The sequence below is a fragment of the Propioniciclava soli genome (assembly GCF_014858005.1).
GTDB lineage: Bacteria > Actinomycetota > Actinomycetes > Propionibacteriales > Propionibacteriaceae > Propioniciclava > Propioniciclava soli.
Window position 1 is genome coordinate 436192 of sequence record NZ_JACYOT010000001.1, and the last position, 19277, is coordinate 455468.

Here is a 19277-nt window from a genome sequence, read left to right on the forward strand (position 1 = left end):
CTCACAGGCCGCTGACGTGGCGCACCAGTGCCGTGACGGCCGCCCCGCGCGCCCAGACGTCGCGGTTGTGGGGCCGGACGGTGACGGCCAGCGGCGGCGCGACGGCCTCGCGCACCGAGGCGATGCCCGCCTCGAAGTCATCGGCGAAGGCCGCCACCAGCCCGGCGCGCTCGCCGAGCACCACCACCGCGTCCGGCACCAGGAACGCCGCCCCCGTGCCGGCCAGGGCCCCGCAGGCGTACGCGAACTCCGCGGCGGCGCGGCGGGCGCCGGCGTCCGCACCGGCCTCCACGGCGTCCGCCGTCGTCGCGGCCGAGCCGTAACCGCGGGCCAACCTCACCAGGGCGCCGTCGGTCAGGCTCATGTTGGCCCGGCGCACCGAGCCGTCCGGCCAGGTGAGGGGCAGGTGGCCGAGGAGTCCCACGCCCTGGGCCTCCGCGTCCTGCACCTCACCGCGCACCACCGCGGCGCCGCCGACCCCCGTGCCGAACGTGAGCGCGAGAAAGCTCTCCGCCGTCAGCCCCACGCCGAACCACGCCTCCGCAAGGGCCACCGCGGCGACGTCGTTGGCGACGACGCAGGGGTGCCCCAGCCGGTGCGACACCAACTCGGCCAGCGGGACGTCCGCCCACCTCAGGAACGGCGAGCGCACCACGGTCGAGCCGTCGTGGACGATGCCGCTCACGCCGATCCCGATGCCGACCGTGGGGGCGGGGGCCAGCCGGTCGACGAGCAGCGCCAGCCGTTCCACGACGGCCTCGGGGTGACGAGAGGCCAGCGGGCCGCTGAGGTCTTCCAGCACCCGGGCGCGCAGGTCGGTGCGCACCAGGCGCAGCGTGTCGGCGGTCACCGACACGCCGAGGAGCGTGTCGGCGGGCAGCACGGCGTCGAGGGTGTGCGCGGGGCGGCCGGCGGCGTTGCGCTGCTCCGCGGTGGCGACGACCAGGCCCCGCTCCTGCAACGGTTTCGTCAACCGGGTGATGCTGCCGCCGCTGAGGCCCAGCCGGTGGGCGAGGTCGCGGCGCTGCAGCGGCCCGTGCTGCAGCAGCGTCAGCACGAGTCGGCGGTGCGCATCCCCCAGGCCCGTCAGATCCACGACGTCATTGTGCCCCAGCCGGGGGTTGACGCCCGAGTTTATTTCGGGCCAGAATAATTGGGTGACGCAGACGTCCTTCCCCCTCGCGCGCGGCGGCGTGAGCCTGGTTCTCACCACGCGTGACGGCCACCTGCCGGTCGTCACCTACTGGGGCCCGGCGCTCGATGGGGCCGACGACCCGGCCGCCACGCTCACCCCGCCGTTCGTGTCCGACCAGACCGAGGAGCTCGTCGAGTGCTCGCTGCTGCCCGAGGAGTCCCGCGGCTGGCTGGGCACCCCGGGGCTCGCCGGGCACCGGGCCGGCCGGCACTCCACCCACGCCTTCGTCGTCGATGAGGTGGACGCCGACGCCACGTCTGCGACCTTTCGCGCCGTCGCCGACGGCCTGGCCCTGACGCTCACCGTCGCGCTCACCGAGGAGGGCGTGGTCGAGTTGGCCGCCGAGCTCACCAACACCGGCGCCGACGCCTACACCCTCGACGCGTTGACCCCGGCGCTGCGCGTCCCGCCGCACGCCCGCGAACTGCTCGACCTCACCGGGCGCCACCTGCGCGAGCGTTCCCCGCAGCGCCACCCGTTCTCCGTCGGCAGCCTGCGGCGCGACAACCGCCGCGGCCGCACCTCCCTGCAGTCGACCACGCTGATGATCGCCGGCGAGGAGGGCTTCGGCTTCCGTACGGGGCGGGTGTGGGGCGTCCACGTCGCGTGGTCGGGCAACCACACCCACCTGGCCGAGCGGTCCCACGGCGGGGAGCAGATCCTGGCCGGCGGTGAGCTGTTCGGGCCGGGCGAGCTGGTGCTCGCGCCGGGGGAGACCTACGCGACCCCCATGGTGCTCGCCTCCTTCGGGGTCGGTCTGGACGCCCTCAGCGCGCGCTACCACGGCTGGCTGCGGCGCGTGAGCGGCCCGCGGCGCCCGCGTCCGATCACGCTGAACACGTGGGAGGCGGTCTACTTCGCCCATGACCACGACGCGCTGGTGGAGCTGGCCGAGGCGGCGGCCCGCGTCGGGGTCGAGCGCTTCGTGTTGGACGACGGCTGGTTCGGCTCGCGGCGCGACGACACCACCGGGCTGGGGGACTGGGCGGTCTCGGACGCGGTGTGGCCGGGTGGGCTGGAGCCGCTGGCCGAGGCGGTCCGCGGCCTGGGCATGGAGTTCGGCCTGTGGGTCGAGCCCGAGATGGTGAACCTCGACTCCGATCTCGCCCGCGCCCACCCCGACTGGATCCTGCGGCCCGACGCCGAGCGGCTGCCGTTGCGCGTCCGCAACCAGCACGTGCTCAACCTGACGCGCCCCGAGGTCGTCGACCACCTCGCCGAGCGGCTCGTCGAGCTGGTGCGGCGGATCGGCATCGCGTACCTGAAGTGGGATCACAACCGCGACCTGATCGAGGCCTGTGGCGTGGCGGGGGAGCGGCTCGTCCACGACCAGACGCTGGCGTACTACCGCCTCGTCGAGCACCTGAAGCGGGAGTGCCCCGGCCTGGAGATCGAGTCGTGCGCCTCGGGCGGCGGCCGCGTCGACCTCGGCGTCCTGACCCGCACGGACCGCATCTGGGCGTCGGACTGCAACGACGCCCTGGAGCGCCAGGACATCCAGCGTTGGACCGGCCTGCTCCTGCCGCCGGAGGTCGTCGGCGCCCACGTCGGCCCGCCGCGCGCGCACACGACGGGGCGCACCCAGGAGCTGTCGTTCCGCGCCGGCACCGCCCTGTTCGGCCACTTCGGGATCGAGTGGGACCTGCGGACGGCCTCCCAGACCGAGCTGGAGCGGCTCGCGGCGTGGGTGGGCCGGGCCAAGGAGGTGCGTGACCTGCTGGCCACCGGTGCCACGGTGCGCACCGAGGACCGCGACGGCACGCGCGTCCACGGCGTCGTCGGGCCCGATCGGGCACTGTTCGCCGTCGTCCAGCTCGCCACGTCGCCGACCTACCCGACGGCCCCCGTGACGCTGCCGGGGCTCGATCCGGACGCCCGCTGGCGCGTCCGCCTCGACGAGCTGACCCCGCAGCCGGGCCTGCCGTGGGCGTCCGGGACGCCCGTGCTGAGCGGCCGGGCGCTCGCCGAATCCGGGCTCGCCGCCCCCACCCTGCACCCCGAACACCTCGCGATCATCCACCTCGAAAGGAGCGAGTCATGAACGGTCAGTTGAGCCGACGGACGGTGCTGTCCGGGCTCACCGCGGCAGCGTTGCTGGCGCCCCTGGGCGCATGCGCCCGGCCCACCGGCACCGGCGTCGGCAGCACCGAATTCTTCCAGTTCAAGTCCGAGGCCATCACGTTGTTCGACCGCATCTGTGCGGAGTACAACGCCGCCCACGGCACGAACATCGAGCAGAACTTCCAGGCCGACAACGTCACCGCGCTGCGCGTCCGGCTGGTGAAGGGCGACATCCCGCCGCTCATCACCATCAACGGCGACTACAGCTACGGCGCGCTGGCCCGCTCGGGCGTCTTCCACGACTTCGCGGGCAGCGACCTGCTCGCGCCGGTGAACCCGTCCATCGCGCAGATCCTGCCGACCCTGGGCGTGGGCGCCGAGGGCCAGGTGAACGGCGTGCCGTTCGCCAACAACGGCTCCGGCATGATCTACAACCGCGCGATCTTCGACGAGCACGGCTTCGACCCGCCGCAGACGTGGGACGAGTTGATCGGGCTGGCCGACGAGTTCACGGCGCTGGGCGTCGACCCCTTCTACTGGGGGTTCCGCGACAACTGGACCGGGGCGCCGATGTTCAGCTCCCTGTCCGGCAATTTCCTCGACGGCGAGGTCGCCGCCTGGTACGCCCGGCGCCAGGTGGGCGAGACGTCGTTCGAGGAACTGATGCCCGTGCTCGAGAAGATGCGGCAGATCGGGGGGTACGGCAACAGCAACAAGTACGAGATCGGCTACAACGACGCCAACCAGGGCTTCGCGCAGGGCCGGGCGGCGATGTACGTGCACGGCACCTACGCCATCCCGGCCATCCGGTCCTACAACCCCGACATCCAGCTCGGCACGTTCGCGACGCCGCCGGACTCCGGCGAGGCGTGGGTCGTGTCCGGGGTGGACGTCGCGCTCACCTGCGGCACCGAGCCGGTCGACGGCGCGCTCGACTTCTTCTCCTACCTGATGGAGGAGCCGAACATGGCCGCCTACTGCGCCGAGCAGGTCGCCTTCCCGACCCGCGAGGGCATGACGGCCGACGACGAGGCGCTCGAGGGACTCATGCCGTACTTCGAGAGCCAGCGGCTCACGACGTACTCCGACCACAACTTCCCCCCGGCCGTGAACCTCAACAACTACATGCAGCAGTTCCTGATCAACGGGGACGCCGCCGCCTTCGTCCGCACGCTCGACGTCCAGTACGACCGCGTCATCGAGCGCATCAACTCAACCCTGTGAGGCCGTGATGCAAACCACCTCTCCCGGGCGCATCGACCGCGCCTACGTCTGGATGATCGCGCCCGCGGCCATCCTGTTCACCGCGATGCTGACGATCCCGCTGCTGACGGGCTTCTTCTACACGTTCACCAACTACGCCGGCTACGGCGACTGGCGCTTCGTCGGCTTCGCCAACTACCTCAACCTGTTCCGCGACGACGTGGTCTGGGGCTCGTATGCGTTCACGCTGCTCTATGCCGTGTCCGCGACCATCCTCATCAATGTCATCGCGCTGTCGCTGGCCCTGTTGCTGAACAGCGCGATCAAGGCCCAGACGTTCTTCCGGGGCCTGTTCTTCCTGCCCAACATCCTGCCCGTGCTGATCGTGGCGTACATCTTCCAGTACCTGTTCACGAACAACCTGCCGGCCATCGGCCAGGCGCTGGGTTGGGAATGGCTGTCGACGTCGCTGTTGGCCAACGAGAACACGGCCTGGATGGTGATCGTCTTCGTCGGTGTCTGGCAGGCCGTCGCGTTCAGCACGATCGTGTACCTCGCCGGTCTCCAGACGGTGCCCGAGGAGGTGTACGAGGCCGCAGCCATCGACGGCGCGAGCCGGTGGGAGCAGTTCCGGCGCATGACGTTCCCGCTCATCATGCCGTTTTTCACCATCAACATGGTGCTGAGCTTCAAGAACTCACTCGGGGTGTTCGACCAGGTGGTCGCCCTCACCAACGGCGGCCCCGGAACGGCGACCCAGTCGATCTCGTTCCTCATCTTCCGCAACGGCTTCCAGGGCGGCGAATACGCCTACCAGACCGCCAACGGCATCATCTACTTCATCCTGGTCCTGGTGATCTCGTTCGCGCAGCTCCGCTTCCTCTCGAGCAAGGACACCAACGCATGAACCGCCAGCGCTCCTCTCGCGGCTGGGCCCTCACGGCGCTCGCCGCCGTCTTGTCCCTGACCATCCTCGTCCCGCTCTACTTCGCGGTCGTGACCGCCCTCAAGACGCCGGCGGAGCTGGCGGAGTCCGGCTTCGGACTGCCCACCACCTGGCGGTGGGACAACTTCGCCACCGCGTGGACGATGACCGACTTCCCGTCGCGGCTCGTCACCTCGGCGGTCATCACCGTCGGCGCCGTCGTGCTCACCCTGGTGACGAACTCGATGGTGGCCTACGCCATCGAGCGCAACATGCACCGTCGGTGGGTGCGGTTGCTGTTCTACTACTTCATCGCCGCGATGTTCGTGCCGTTCCCCATCATCATGCTGCCCGTCGTGCGGCAGACGGCGATCCTCGGCATCGACAACGAGGCCGGCCTGATCCTGCTCTACACGGTGTACGGCCTGGCGTTCAACCTCCTGCTGTACACGAGCTTCGTCCGCGCCATTCCCCTCGAGATCGAGGAGTCGGCGGCCGTGGACGGCGCGTCCCGCTGGGGCATCTTCTGGCGCATCGTGTTCCCGCTTCTGGGGCCCATGAACGCCACCGTCGGCATCCTCACCTGCCTGTGGGCGTGGAACGACTTCCTGCTGCCCCTGGTCATCCTGACCGACCCGGGTACGCAGACCCTCCCGCTCGCGCAGTACGTGTTCCAGGGCCAGTTCAACGTGAACTACCCCGTGGCGTTCGCGTCCTACCTGATGGCGATCGCGCCGCTCGTCCTGGTCTACGTGTTCGCCCAGCGGTGGGTGATCTCCGGCGTCATGCGGGGTTCGCAGCGCTGACGCCGTCCACGTACACCCAGCGGCCGTCCAGCGTGGTGAACCGACTGGTCTCCCGCTGGGTGCCGTGGCGGCGTCCGGAGCGCCACGATGCGGCGAAGGTGACGGTGCCGGTGGTGTCCCACGCGCGGCCGGCGGTGGTGTTCTCGATGACCAGCCCCGTCCATGCGGTGGCGGAATCGAGCGTGACGGACGCCGGCCGCGTCGCCGGGTGCCACGTGTCGGCCAGGTAGGCCGTCAGCCCCAGCGCGAACGCCGCGTAGCGCGAACGCATGAGGGCCTCGGCGGTCGGGGCCACTCGGCGTCCGGAGTGGAATGGGCCGCAGCAGGCGTCATAGGGCGTCCCGGTGCCGCAGGGGCAGGCGTCCGGGGTTGCGCTCACGGGTGCGGCACCGCGGTCATGCGCTCCTCGATGGGACGCCCCGCCGCGAGGTCCGCGTACAGCTCGACCATGGCGGCCGACTGGTGCTCGATCGTCCACCAGCTCGCCATCTCGCGGCTGCGCTCGGCGGCCCGCTCGCGGAAGGCCGGGTCCTCCAGCTTGGAGAGCATCATCACGAGCTGCCGGGCGAACGACTCCGGCGTGGGCCGCGCGATGGCGCCGTTGACGCCGGGGTCGATGACGAGGCGCAGCTCGTGGTCGCAGCTCACGATGGGCAGCCCGGCGTGGGCCGCCTCGTGCAGCACGAGGGCCTGGGTGTCGGTGGTCGACGGGAAGGCGAACACGTCGGCCGAGGCGTAGTAGGGGCCGAGCTTCTCCCGGGGCACCTGACCGACCAGCGTCACCCCGCCCCGGCGCCGCGCGCGGCGCAGCTTCTGCTCCAGCAGGGCGCCGGTGCGCCAGTTGCCGACGATCATCAGCTCGGCGTGGGGAATCTCCTCACGCACCCAGGCGAAGGCGTCCACGAGCAGGCCGATGCTCTTCTCAGGGGCGATGCGGCCGACGTAGAGGATGCGCGGGCCGTGCGGCGCCGGCAGGTCAGGGCCGGTGGGGAGGGCGTCCGCCCCGTTCGGGACGACGCGGATGTGGGACTTCGGAGCCAGCTCGAGGCAGCGCGTGGCCGTCTTGTCCGACGGGGTGGTGACCAGATCGGCCGCCTCCAACATCTCGCGGGCGGCGTTGAGCACGGCGCGCCGCGTGATGCGGCCCCGGCGCCACCAGCGGGGCTGGAAGAAGCTCTGCATGTCCTTCAACTGCGGGCGCTGCATGCCGCGGGTCGCGGTGGTCAGCACGCGGATGTAGGCGTCCCCGACGGGTGCCAGCAGCGCGTAGTGCTCGGCGTAGGCCTCGAAGTCGGTGTGCCACGTGACCATGAGCGGCACGCCGAGTCGGTCGGCCGCCCAGACGCCCAGCAGCCCGATGGTGCCCAGGCCGTGGACGTGGATGACGTCGGGCGGGTCGGCGGCCAGCTGGTCGAGGGCCCGCTCGAACCCGCGCCCCGTCGCCATGACCAGCGACATGCCGGGCACGGGGATCCCGGGCAGCCGGAGCTCGGTGCGGTGCGGGTGGTCGCGGTAGGGGTTCGGGCCGTCACACGCCGGTGCCACGACCTGCACCCGGAAGCCCCGCGCCAACAGCTCGCCCTCAAGAAACTGCACCGCGTACAACAATCCGCTGTGCCCGGGCCCGTAGTTGTCCGTGAACAACGCGACCCGCAAGGGCCGGGCCTCCCCGGTGGGGTTCGACGGCTCGACGGCGGACATGGCTTCCTTCCCACGGTGGGCACGGCAACCAGACCAGACTATCCAGATTCGCCGCCCTGGCCCGGCCGTCGCTCGCTGCGGCTCAGAGCGACCCGTAGCGCTGCTTGGCCGCCTGCAGGGCGGCCACGTAGCCGCCGCGCTCGAAGGCGTCGGCGCGGCCGTCGGCGGGCAGCGCCAGCAGGCCGCGGGCCTCGGCGACCGAGGCGTAGCCCTTGCGCGCCAGCCAGGACTCCAGGCCGGCCACCAGCGTCCGCGTGTGGTCGCGGCCGTGACGGATCAGCGCGGCCGTCGACATCACCACATCGGCCCCCGCGAGCAGGTATTTGATCACGTCGTCGGCGGATTCGACGCCGGTCGAGCCGGCCAGCGAGGCCTGCGTGTGGTTGCGAATCGCGGCGATCCACGTGCGCGGCAGCCGGCCCTCGTGGGGCGTCGACAGCTCGAACGCGTTGTCCATGCCGAGGGTCTCGATGTCGATGTCGGGCTGCAGGAAGCGGTTGAACAGCACCAGGCCGGACGCCCCGGCGTCCAGGATCTGCAGGGCCGCGTTACCAGGCGAGCTGAAGGAGGAGGAGAGCTTCACCGACACCGGCAGCTCCACCGCCTGGGTCACCGCCTGCACGATCTCGAGGTGCCGCTTGAGCACCAGATCGCCGGTGGTGCGCACGTCACCCGGCACGAAGTAGATGTTCAGCTCCAGGGCGGACGCCCCTGCGGAGGCCAGCTCGCGGGCGAAGTCAACCCAGCCGCCGAGGTCGGAGCCGTTCAGCGACGCGATCACCGGCACGTCGAGCTGGGCGGCCGACTCCTCGACCAGCTTCAGGTACCCGTAGGCCGCCGACTTCGCCGTCACCTCCACATCGGGAAAGAAGTCGGTCGCCTCGGGGTACCGGTCCTCCTGGGCATCCAGCAGGGCCGCGTCCCGGTTGGCCTCGGCACGCAGCTGCTCCTCGAACAGCGAGTAGAGCACCACGGCGGACGCCCCACCCCCGGCCAGCGCCCGCACACCGGCCGCGTTCTGCGACAAGGGACCCGCGGAGGCCACGACGGGGTGGGCCAGCTCCAGGCCGAGGTAGGTGGTGGTCAGGTCGATCGCGCGCTCCATGTCACTCCTTCGCATCCGCGGCGAACTCTGACGCGCCCCGCGTCGCCATCTCTTCGTAGTCGCGCCAGCGGCGCTCCACCTGCGCCTGCCCGAACTCGAGCATGCGCTCGGCGCCCTCGGGGTCGACGTTCTTCAACATCCGGAAGCGCAGCTCGTTGCGCTGGTACTGCTCCAGCGTGAACCGCGGCCGCGGGCTGTCGAGCAGGAAGGGGTTCTTGCCGGCCATCCGCAGCACCGGGTTGAACCGGATGAGCGGCCAGTGGCCGGAGTTCACCGCCAGGTACTGCTGGTCGAGGCCCTTCTTCATGTCGATGCCGTGGGCGATGCAGTGGCTGTACGCCAGGATCAACGACGGCCCGTCGTAGGCCTCCGCCTCGCGGAACGCCGTGAGCGTCTGCTGCGGGTCGGCGCCCATCGCGATGCGGGCCACGTACACGTTGCCGTAGGCGATCGCCTGCATCGCCAGGTCCTTGTCGATCGTCTCCTTGCCGGCGGAGGCGAACTTGGCCACCGCCCCCATCGGCGTCGCCTTGGACGCCTGCCCGCCGGTGTTGGAGTACACCTCGGTGTCCATCACCAGCACGTTCACGTTGCGTCCCGAGGCGAGCACGTGGTCGAGGCCACCGGAGCCGATGTCGTAGGCCCAGCCGTCGCCGCCCACGATCCACACGCTGCGGCGCAGCAGGTGGTCGGCCACCGAGCGGAGGTCGGCCGCCTGCGGGCCGGTCATGGAATCGAGGCGCTCCTTGAGCTGGTCGACGCGCGCGCGCTGGTGCGACAGGTCCGACTCGTACTGCTGCTCGGCGGTGAGGATGTCATCAACCAGCGCATCGTCGCCGATCTCGCCGCGCAGCTGTTCCAGCCGACGCCGCGCGAGATCGGTCTGCAGATCGGCCGCCAGGCGCAGGCCGAGCCCGAACTCCGCGTTGTCCTCGAACAGCGAGTTCGACCAGGCGGGCCCGCGGCCGTACTTGTTGCGCGCCCACGGCGTCGTCGGCAGGTTGCCGCCGTAGATGGACGAGCAACCCGTCGCGTTCGCGATGGACGCCCGTCCGCCGAACAGCTGCGACAACAACTTCAGGTACGGCGTCTCGCCGCAGCCCGTGCACGCCCCCGAGAACTCGAACAAGGGCTCGAGGTACTGCACGCCGCGCACCTGGGCGAAGTCGACGCGGCTGCGCCGGTTCACGGGGATCGCCTCGAAGAAGGCCACGTTCTGCTTCGTCGGCTCCCGGTCGAGCACCGGCGCCAGGTTGATGGCCTTGCGCTCCCCGCCGGTGCCGGCCGCGGGGCCCACCACCTTCACCGGGCACGACTCCACGCACAGCCCGCAGCCTGTGCAGTCCTCCGCGTAGACCTGCAGGGTGTACTTCGCGCCCGGCAGGCCGGCGGCGTTGAGCTCGGCGGTCTGGAACGTCGACGGTGCGCCGTCCAGCGCCGGCTCGGGGTAGTACTTGGCGCGCAGCACGGCGTGAGGGCAGACGAAGCTGCAGTTGCCGCACTGGATGCAGGTCTCCGGATCCCACACCGCCACGATGTCGGAGATGTTGCGCTTCTCGTACTGCGTCGTGCCGCTCGGGTAGGTGCCGTCCACCGGCAGCGCCGAGACGGGCAGGTCGTCGCCCTCGTCGAGCAGCATCTTGGCCGTGACGCGGCGCACGAAGTCGGGCGCATGGTCGGGCACGGGCGCGATGAGGCCCTTGTCGGACGCCACCGCGTCCGGCACCTCCACCCGGTGCAGGTGCTCGATCGCGGCGTCCACCGCCGCATGGTTCTTCTTCACCACGTCGGCGCCGCGGCGGCCGTAGGTCTTCTCGATGGACGCCTTGACCGCGGCGATGGCCTCCTCGCGCGGCATGACGCGGCTGATCGCGAAGAAGCAGGTCTGCAGCACGGTGTTGGTGCGGTTGCCCATGCCGGCGGCCCGCGAGACGGCGTTGGCGTCGATCGTGTAGAGCTCCAGCTCCAGCTCGATGATGCGCCGCTGCATCGGCTCGGGCAGGTGCGCGAACACCTCCTCGGGCGCGAACGGGGTGTTGAGCAGCACGACGGTGCCGCGCCGCGCGGTGCGCAGCACGTCGACGCGCTCCAGGATCGACAGGTGGTGGACGCCGATGAAGCCGGCCTCCTTCACCAGGTAGGGCGCTGTGATGGGCTCCGGACCGAACCGGAGGTGGCTGACCGTCCGGCTGCCCGACTTCTTCGAGTCGTAGACGAAGTAGCCCTGGGCGTAGGTGCCCTCCTGGCCGCCGAGGATCTTGATGGTGTTCTTGTTGGCGCCGACGGTGCCGTCCGAGCCGATGCCGTAGAACACGGCGCGGTGGGTCTCGGGGGATTCCACGTCGAGGTCGGCCGGGTACTCGATCGACAGGTTCGTGACGTCGTCGGTGATGCCCACGGTGAAGCGCGGCTTGGGCTTCTCGCGCTGCAGCTCCTCGACGATGCCGACCACCATGGCCGGGGTGAACTCCTTGCTCGACAACCCGTAGCGCCCGCCGATCACCAGCGGCAGCGAGGCCCGCTCGCCGTTCGAGACGGCCTCGGCCAGCGCGGAGGTGACGTCGAGGAACAGCGGCTCGCCTCCGGCGCCGGGCTCCTTCGTCCGGTCGAGCACGGCGATGCGTTCCACGGACGCCGGCAGCGCGGCCAGCAGCTCGGCGACCGGGAACGGGCGGTAGAGCCGGATCTGCAGGACGCCGACCTTCTCGCCCTGGGCCGTCAGGTGGTCGATCGCCTGGTGGCAGGTCTGGGCGCCCGAGCCCATCACGATGAGCACGTGGGTGGCCTCGGGGTCGCCGTGGTATTCCACCAGCCCGTAGGAGCGTCCGGTGAGCGCGGCAAACTCGTCCATCGCCCGGCGCACCACCCCGGGCACCTCGAGGTAGAAGCTGTTGGAGGTCTCGCGGGACTGGAAGTAGGTGTCCGGGTTCTGCGCCGTGCCGCGAATGTAGGGGTGCTCGGGGCTCAGCGCCCGGTCGCGGTGGGCGCGGACGAGGTCGTGCGGCACGTAGGTGCGCAGGTCGTCGTCGGAGAGCATCGTCAGCGTGTTCAGCTCGTGGCTGGTGCGGAAGCCGTCGAAGAAGTGCAGGAACGGCACCCGGCTGCGCAGCGTCGACAGCTGGGCAATCGCCGCCATGTCGTGGCTCTCCTGCACCGAGGCCGAGCTGAGCAGCGCGAAGCCGGTCTGCCGCACCGCCATCACGTCCTGGTGGTCGCCGAAGATGCTCAGCCCCTGCGTGGCCAGCGAGCGGGCCGCGACGTGGAACGTCGTCGAGGTGAGCTCGCCGGCGATCTTGTACATGTTCGGGATCATCAACAACAGGCCCTGGGACGCCGTGAACGTCGTCGACATCGCGCCGCCCTGCAGTGCGCCGTGCAGCGCGCCCGCCGCCCCGCCCTCGGACTGCATCTCGATCACGGTGGGCACCGTGCCCCACACGTTCGCGCGGTCGCGCGAGGACCACTCGTCCGCGAGCTCGGCCATGGTCGAGCTGGGGGTGATGGGGTAGATCGAACACAGCTCGTTGAGCCGGTAGGCCACCGAGACCGCGGCCTCGTTCCCGTCGATAATGTCACGCCTCGCCGGCGGGGCTGGTGCTCGCTCCGCTCGCGCTGGCACATCCTCACGCCTCGCCGGCGGGGCTGGTGCTCGCTCCGCTCGCGCTGGCACATCCTCACGCCTCGCCGGCGGGGCTGGTGCTCGCTCCGCTCGCGCTGGCACATCCTCACGCCTCGCCGGCGGGGCTGGTGCTCGCTCCGCTCGCGCTGCTGCGTCCTCGATTGTCATGGTTGCGCTCCCTCTTCTGGCGTCCGCGCGGCTCAGCGCTCGGCGACCATCTCGATGGCGTGGACCGGGCACTGCTCGTAGCAGGTGCCGCAGCCGGTGCACTTGGCGTAGTCGTAGCGGTAGCGCAGGCCCTTGCCGAGCTTGATCACCGCGTCCTCCGGGCAGGAGCCCAGGCAGCCGTCGCACTCGATGCAGTTGCCGCACGACAGGCAGCGCCACGCCTCGGTGCGCGCCTCGTCGGGCGCCAGGCCACCCACGATTTCGTCGAAGTTCTGCCGGTGTTCAACGGCCAGCTCGGGCTGGGTGCTGCGCCGGTTGTCTCCCCAGTACCAGAGGTTCAGCTTCTCGAACGTCGCGATGTCGTTCTTCTCGCGCGGCACGTGCGGGCGGCTCTGCAGCCACAGGTCGATCATGCGCGCGGCCTTCTTGCCGTGGCCGACGCCGACGGTCACGGTCCGCTCCGAGGGCACCGCGTCGCCGCCGGCGAAGATGCCGGGCACATCGGTCATGAGCGTCGTGGTGTCGACGGTGACGACATCGCCGTCGAACCGCATGCCGGGGATCGCCTGGAGGAAGCCGGAGTCGGCCTCCTGGCCGAGGGCGAGGATCACGGTGTCGGCCTCGAGGGACTCGAAGCGGCCCGTGCCGCGGGCCTTGCCGTTCTCGTCGAGCTCCATGATCTCGACCTGCATGGCGCCGGCGTCCACTTCGGTGATCGTGCGCAGCCAGTTCATCTTGACGCCCTCGCGGACGGCCTCGTCGTGCTCGTCGGCGTGCGCCGGCATCTGCTCCTGGGTGCGCCGGTAGACGATGATCGACTCCTCCGCGCCCAGCCGGCGGGCCACGCGGGCGGCGTCCATCGCGGTGTTGCCGCCGCCGTAGACCGCCACGCGGCGGCCGATGACGGGCTTGGTGCCGGAGGCGACGTCGCGCAGGAAGCCGACGGCGTCGACGATCTTGCCGGCGTCCATGGTGGGGATGTCGACGCGCTTGGACAGGTGCGCCCCGATCGCGACGAAGACGGCGTCGAAGTGGCCCTTCTCCTGCTCGGCCAGCAGGTCGGTGACCGTGTGGTTCTGCACGATGGTCACGCCCAGCTCGACGATGCGGGCGACCTCGGCGTCGAGGACGTCGCGGGGCAGGCGGTACTCCGGGATGCCGTAGCGCATCATGCCGCCGGGGGCGTCGGAGGAGTCGTGGATCTCGACCTCGTGGCCCAGCATCGCGAGCTGGTAGGCGGCCGACAGCCCGGACGGCCCGGCGCCAATCACGAGGACGCGGCGCCCGGTGCGCCGGGTGGGCGCGGTGAACTGCCAGTTGTTCTCGATGGCGAGGTCGCCGAGGTAGCGCTCGACGGAGTGGATCGACACCGCCCCGTCGAGCTCGATGCGGTTGCAGGCCGTCTCGCACGGGTGGTAGCAGACGCGGCCGTGGATGGCGGGGAACGGGTTGTTGCGCGTCAGCTCGCGCCACGCCTCCTCGTCCTGCTTCGCCTTGACGAGGCGCAGCCATTCCTGGATGTTCTCCCCGGCCGGGCACGCGTGGTTGCACGGCGGCAGCAGATCCACATAGATCGGCATCCGCACCCGCACCGGGCCCACCCGACCCCGCGCGGTGTCCAGGTTCGGCAGGTGGGTCAGGTTGCGGCTCGTGGGTGCATCCATGGGTGGGTCCCTCCGGTGGGTTCTGCGCAGCGTCGCGGTGGGTGTCCCTCGCACGATACCCCCCACCGATCAGCTTTGTGCGGCGTCCCCGGCGATGCCCGACATCACCTCCGCGGCGGCGGCGGCGAGGTGCTCCGGCCCCCGTGCCAAGGCGGTGGCAAGGGCGGTTCCCTCGGGCGTGATGCACACCAGGCGGTGGACGCCGGCGCCCAGCAGGGCTGCGGCGTCGGGCGCGAGGCGGCCGCCGAAGAGCACCACCGGGACGCCGTGGGCGGCGGCCAGCCGCGCGACGCCGGCGGGGGCCTTGCCGGCCAGGGTCTGGGCGTCCACGGAGCCCTCGCCAGTGAGGACGAGGTCGGCGTCGGTGAGCGCGGCGTCCAGCCCCACGGCGTCGGCGACGACGTCGAAGCCGGGCCGGACCGTCGCGCCCAGCGCCAGCAGCGCCCAGCCCAGGCCGCCCGCGGCGCCGGCTCCGGGCCGGTGGGCCTCGGCCGGGGCCAGCGCGGCAGACACGCGGGCGAGCACGCCATCGAGGAACGCGACGTCGCCGGCGTCGGCCCCCTTCTGCGGGCCGAAGACCGCCGAGGCGCCGTCCGGCCCGCACAGGGGATGGGTGACGTCGCAGGCGGCCTCCAGGGTGACCTCGGCCAGGCGGGGGTCGAGGCCCGTGGTGTCGACGGATGTCAGGTGCGCCAGCGCGGCGGGGGTGGGGGCGAGCTTGGTGCCGTCGGCGGCGCGGAAGCGGACGCCGAGCGCGTGCAGCAGACCGGCGCCGCCGTCGTTGGTGGCCGAACCGCCCAACCCGATGACGAGGCGGCGGGCGCCGGCGTCCAGGGCCGCGCCGATGAGCTCTCCGACGCCCACGGTCGTGGCCTGGCGGACGTCCCGCTCGGCCGGGGCGATGGACTCCAGCCCGACCGCCTGGGCGACCTCGATGACGGCCAGGTCGCCCGCGAGCGCCCAGGCGGCACGGGTGGGGCGCCCGAGCGCGTCGGGAACGGTCAGGTGGCGGAGGTCGGCGCCCAGCCCGGCCGCGAGCGCGGCGACGAAGCCCTCGCCACCGTCCGACAGCGGCACCTCGACGACGATGGCGTCGGGGCGGGCGGCGCGGACGCCGGCCGCCATGGCCGCCGCGGCGTGGGCGGCGGTCATCGACTCCTTGAAGGAGTCGGGGGCGCAGACGACCTTCACCACACGACCTTCACCAAGCTTCGCCGGTGAGCTTCTCGTAGTGGCGCAGCAGGGCGCTGTGGTCCTCCCCGGCGTGACCGCCGGCCGCCAGCGTCGTCATCATCTCGCGCACGGCGGCGGTCAGCGGCAGGGGCGAGGCGGCGGCATGGCCGGCGACGAGCACGTTGTCGAGATCCTTGATGTGCAGGGCGATGCGGAAGCCCGGGTCGAAGCGGCGCTCCAGCATGAGCGGCACCTTGGCGTCCAACACCGTGGAGCCGGCCAGGCCGCCGCGGATCGCCGCGTAGACGGCTTGGGGGTCGACGCCGGAGCGGGCCGCCAGTGTCATCGCCTCGGCGGCCACCGCGATGTTGACCGCGACGATCGCCTGGTTGGCGAGCTTGGTGATGTTGCCGGCGCCAATCGCGCCGACGTGGGTCACCGAGGCCCCCATCACCTCCAGCAGGGGCGTGACGGCCTCGAACACCGCCGCGTCGCCGCCCACCATGAACGCCAGCGTGCCGTCGACGGCCTTGGGCTCCCCGCCGGAGACCGGGGCGTCCAGCATCGCGACGCCCCGCTCGGCGAGCGCGTCGTGCACGGCGCGGGCGGACGCCGGGGCGATCGAGCTGGCGTCCACCACGACCAGCCCGTCGTGGGCGCCCTCGATCACCCCGTTCTCGCCGAGGACGACCTCCTCCACGTCGGGGGAGTTGGGCAGCATCGTGATGAGCACCTCGACGGCTTCGGCGACCGCGCGCGGCGTGGCGCGGGTGCTCGCGCCGGCGTCGGCGAGGGCGTCCGAGCCCGTGCGGCCGCCGAGCACGACCAGCTCGTGGCCCGCCTCGATGAGGTTGAGCGCCATGGGGCGCCCCATGATGCCGAGCCCGATGAATCCGACCTTCACGATGTCTCCTTCTGTCCGGGGTCCTTCGCCAGCGCGCCGAGGGCGGCCACGACCTCGGCGAGCTGCGTGCGCCAGGGCTTGCCCAGCGCGCGGGCGGGCGCGAAGCACCACCCGGCGTCGATGCCGGCCAGGCGCAGGCCCTCCTTGAGCACGACGGGGAACGTGGCCTTGTCGACGAGGTGGCGCAGCGGGGTGAGGGCGTCCTGCAGGGCCTGGGCTCGCGCCAGATCGCCGGCGACGAAGGCGTCGTAGATGCCCGCGACGACGTGGGGGGCGATGTTGGCGGTGGACGCGATGGCCCCGTCGGCACCGGCACGCAGGGCGTCCAGGATGAGGGTGTCGCGGCCCATGATCACCGCGAAGCCCGGCGGGCGGGCGGCCACCAGCGCGCGGGTGGAGGCCAGATCGCCGCCGGAATCCTTGATGCCGACGACGGTGTCGAGCTCGGCGAGGGTGAGCACGGTGTCGAGGGCGAGGTCGACGCCGGTGCGGCCGGGGTTGGTGTAGAGGACGACGGGCAGGTCGGTGCTGGCCGCGATGGCGGTGTAGTGGTCGACGAGCTCGGCCTGGGTGGGCGTCATGAAGTGGGGCGTGAGCACCGACAGGCCGGCGACGCCCCCGATGCCGGCGACCATGCGGGCGGTCGCGATGCAGTCGCGCGTCGTGATCTCCGACGCGCCAGCGTAGACGGGGACGCGTCCGGCGACGTGCTCCACGGTGATCTCGACGACGCGGCGCTTCTGCTCGGCCGACAGACCGTAGATCTCCCCGGAGCTGCCGAGCACGAACACGCCGTGGACGCCGCCGGCGATCGTGAAGTCGATGACGTCGCGCAGCCCGGCCTCGAACAGCTCGCCGTCGGCGTCCAGCGGCGTGACCAGCGCGGGGATGACCCCCGTCACCGCGCTCATGCCGGCTCTCCGAACGAGGCGGTGGCGATCGTCCAGGCCCGCATCTGGTCCGAGAGCGTGACGCCGAGCCCGGGCCGGTCGGAGACGACCATGCGGCCGTCGGCGATGGCCATGCGCTCGTTGAACAGCGGGTCGAGCCAGTCGAAGTGCTCCACCCACGCGACGCCGGGGTAGGCGGCGGCCAGGTGGCAGTGGATCTCCATCGCGAAGTGGGGCGCGAGCGCCAGCCCGGCCTGCTCGGCGAGCGTGGCGACCTTGAGGAACTGGGTGATGCCGCCGACGCGGGGGGCGTCCGGCTGGAGGTAGTCGCACGAGCGGTGGTCGATGAGGCTGACGTGCTCGGCGACCGAGGCGAGCATCTCGCCGGTGGCGATGGGGGTGTGGATCGCGCGGGCGAGGTCGGCGTGGCCCTCGTGGTCGTAGGCGTCCAGCGGCTCCTCGATCCAGACGAGGTTGAACTCCTCGAAGATGCGGCACATCCGGATCGCGGTGGCGCGGTCCCACTGCTGGTTGGCGTCGACCATGAGCGGGAACGTGTCGCCCAAGTGCTCGCGCATCGCGGTGAGCCGTTGGAGGTCGACCGTCCGGTCGGGGTGGCCCACCTTGATCTTGATGCCGCCGATGCCGGCCTCGACGGACGCGGTGGCGTTCTCCAGCACCTGGGGCAGCGGGGTGTTGAGGAAGCCGCCCGAGGTGTTGTACGTGCTCACCGCGTCCCGGTGGGGGCCGATGAGCTTGCTCAAGGCCAGGCCGGCGCGCTTGGCCTTGAGATCCCACAGCGCCACGTCGAACGCGGCCAGCGCCTGCACCGCGACGCCCGAGCGGCCCACGGACGCCCCCGCCCACAGCAGCTGGGTGTTCAGCCGGCCGATGTCGGAGGGGTCCTCGCCGAGCAGGCCCTCGGCCACCTGAGCCGCGTGCGCGAACTGCGCGGGCCCGCCGGCGCGCTTGGCGTAGGAGAACCCGACGCCGCGGTGGCCCTCGGCCGTGGTGATCTCGGCGAAGAGGAAGTGCACCTCGGTCATCGGCTTCTGGCGGCCGGTGAACACCTTGGCGTCCGAGATCGCGGTGGCCAGGGGGAGGACCACGTGGCTCAGCGCGATGTGGCGGATCGTGTCGCCCATGACAGCTCCTTTGCTCCTGCCGGCATCATATGACCGACAAAGTCGTCATACAAGCTGCGGGCGTGTCATCCGGACCATCGGGATGCGGCCCCACGTCTCGCCCGAGCTGACCGGCCCGAGCTCGGTGACGAAGCCGTGGCGGGTGTAGAACGCCACGGCGCGCGCATTGTAGGTCATCACCCACAGGTGGGCCGCCGCGCCGCCGGGGAGGGCGGCGTCCAGCAGCCGTTGCGCGAGGCCGGTGCCGTGCGTGCCCGGCATGAGGTAGAGGTGCGCCAGGTTGAGCGGCGTCGCCGGCGGCACCCAGGCGTCGCCGAGGTGGGGCTGCTCCCACGCGCCCACCTCGGACGCGACGCAGGCCACGCCCACCACGGTGCCGTGCGCGTTCGTCGCGACGAGGTGCCTGCGCAGCGGGGCGCGTCCGGCGGCGCGGGCGTCCGCCGCCTCGGCGACGTCGGCGCGGACGCCGGCCACCCGCTCGTCGCGCTCGGCCCACCGGAGTGCCGCGAAGTCAGGCCCCACGAGGTGGGCGTAGGTCGTCTCGAGCAACACCAGGTGGGCGTGGACGTAGGCCGCGACGCCGTCGTGGGTGAGCTCGGTCAGGGCGGGCTGGGTAGGCACGGCACCCATTGTGACCCCCCGCGCCTGCCCCGTGGCGGGTGCAACTGGCGCACTGAAACGCTGTTGTTGCCGTGCGTCGCGGCAACACGCGGGAACA

At 71.6% G+C, this 19277-nt stretch carries 15 protein-coding genes; 4 read left to right on the top strand and 11 right to left on the bottom strand.

The features are described 5' to 3' along the window. Position 1: 1 nt before the first annotated feature. Positions 2 to 1096: an ROK family transcriptional regulator gene (locus IFY26_RS02020; RefSeq protein ID WP_232547334.1), complete on the bottom strand. Its 1095-nt coding sequence runs from the start codon at positions 1094 to 1096 to the stop codon at positions 2 to 4. Between the two features lie 61 nt (positions 1097 to 1157). Between IFY26_RS02020 and IFY26_RS02025 the strand changes: the two genes are divergently transcribed. The 4 genes from IFY26_RS02025 to IFY26_RS02040 are packed head-to-tail and all read left to right on the top strand — an operon-like array spanning position 1158 to position 6190. Then, the gene (locus IFY26_RS02025) at positions 1158 to 3236 is read left to right on the top strand and encodes an alpha-galactosidase (protein ID WP_232547335.1); all 2079 of its coding nucleotides are present in this window, start codon (positions 1158 to 1160) and stop codon (positions 3234 to 3236) included. Next, entirely contained in the window at positions 3233 to 4480 is a 1248-nt protein-coding gene (locus IFY26_RS02030) for an ABC transporter substrate-binding protein (RefSeq protein WP_232547336.1), read from the top strand. The genes IFY26_RS02025 and IFY26_RS02030 overlap by 4 nt, the downstream gene beginning before the upstream one ends. Before the next feature lie 7 nt (positions 4481 to 4487). Then, positions 4488 to 5366: a carbohydrate ABC transporter permease gene (locus IFY26_RS02035; RefSeq protein ID WP_232547337.1), complete on the top strand. Its 879-nt coding sequence runs from the start codon at positions 4488 to 4490 to the stop codon at positions 5364 to 5366. Beyond that, positions 5363 to 6190, top strand: coding sequence for a carbohydrate ABC transporter permease (locus IFY26_RS02040; RefSeq protein WP_232547338.1), 828 nt, complete (start codon positions 5363 to 5365; stop codon positions 6188 to 6190). The genes IFY26_RS02035 and IFY26_RS02040 overlap by 4 nt, the downstream gene beginning before the upstream one ends. Here the strand turns inward: IFY26_RS02040 and IFY26_RS02045 are convergent. The 10 genes from IFY26_RS02045 to IFY26_RS02090 form a co-directional block, all read right to left on the bottom strand. Next, the gene (locus tag IFY26_RS02045; protein ID WP_232547339.1) at positions 6168 to 6569 is read right to left on the bottom strand and encodes a YchJ family protein; all 402 of its coding nucleotides are present in this window, start codon (positions 6567 to 6569) and stop codon (positions 6168 to 6170) included. The genes IFY26_RS02040 and IFY26_RS02045 overlap by 23 nt on opposite strands. Further along, on the bottom strand, positions 6566 to 7891 hold the full coding sequence (locus IFY26_RS02050) for a glycosyltransferase (protein WP_232547340.1): 1326 nt from the start codon (positions 7889 to 7891) through the stop codon (positions 6566 to 6568). The genes IFY26_RS02045 and IFY26_RS02050 overlap by 4 nt, the downstream gene beginning before the upstream one ends. A gap of 82 nt (positions 7892 to 7973) precedes the next feature. Then, on the bottom strand, positions 7974 to 8996 hold the full coding sequence (locus tag IFY26_RS02055) for a dihydroorotate dehydrogenase-like protein (RefSeq protein ID WP_232547341.1): 1023 nt from the start codon (positions 8994 to 8996) through the stop codon (positions 7974 to 7976). Position 8997: 1 nt separating this feature from the next. Further along, a complete protein-coding gene (nifJ, locus tag IFY26_RS02060) occupies positions 8998 to 12615 on the bottom strand; it encodes a pyruvate:ferredoxin (flavodoxin) oxidoreductase (RefSeq protein WP_232547342.1) in 3618 nt (1205 codons plus the stop codon). 200 nt (positions 12616 to 12815) lie between these two features. Continuing rightward, a complete protein-coding gene (locus IFY26_RS02065; RefSeq protein WP_232547343.1) occupies positions 12816 to 14447 on the bottom strand; it encodes an NAD(P)-binding protein in 1632 nt (543 codons plus the stop codon). A gap of 69 nt (positions 14448 to 14516) precedes the next feature. Continuing rightward, positions 14517 to 15638 (bottom strand): glycerate kinase, encoded by a 1122-nt coding sequence (locus IFY26_RS02070; RefSeq protein ID WP_232547344.1) that lies wholly within the window; start codon positions 15636 to 15638, stop codon positions 14517 to 14519. A gap of 10 nt (positions 15639 to 15648) precedes the next feature. Beyond that, positions 15649 to 16524, bottom strand: a complete 876-nt coding sequence (garR, locus tag IFY26_RS02075; RefSeq protein ID WP_332836129.1) for a 2-hydroxy-3-oxopropionate reductase — start codon at positions 16522 to 16524, stop codon at positions 15649 to 15651. Continuing rightward, positions 16521 to 17435 (bottom strand): dihydrodipicolinate synthase family protein, encoded by a 915-nt coding sequence (locus IFY26_RS02080; protein WP_232547345.1) that lies wholly within the window; start codon positions 17433 to 17435, stop codon positions 16521 to 16523. Before IFY26_RS02080 ends, garR begins: the two co-directional genes overlap by 4 nt. After that, positions 17432 to 18559 carry an L-talarate/galactarate dehydratase gene (locus IFY26_RS02085; RefSeq protein WP_269778964.1) on the bottom strand — a complete coding sequence of 376 codons (1128 nt, stop codon included), beginning with the start codon at positions 18557 to 18559 and terminating at the stop codon, positions 17432 to 17434. Before IFY26_RS02085 ends, IFY26_RS02080 begins: the two co-directional genes overlap by 4 nt. Positions 18560 to 18604: 45 nt before the next feature. After that, complete coding sequence (locus IFY26_RS02090) at positions 18605 to 19180, bottom strand: GNAT family N-acetyltransferase (protein ID WP_232547346.1); 576 nt, start codon at positions 19178 to 19180, stop codon at positions 18605 to 18607. Positions 19181 to 19277 lie beyond the last annotated feature (97 nt).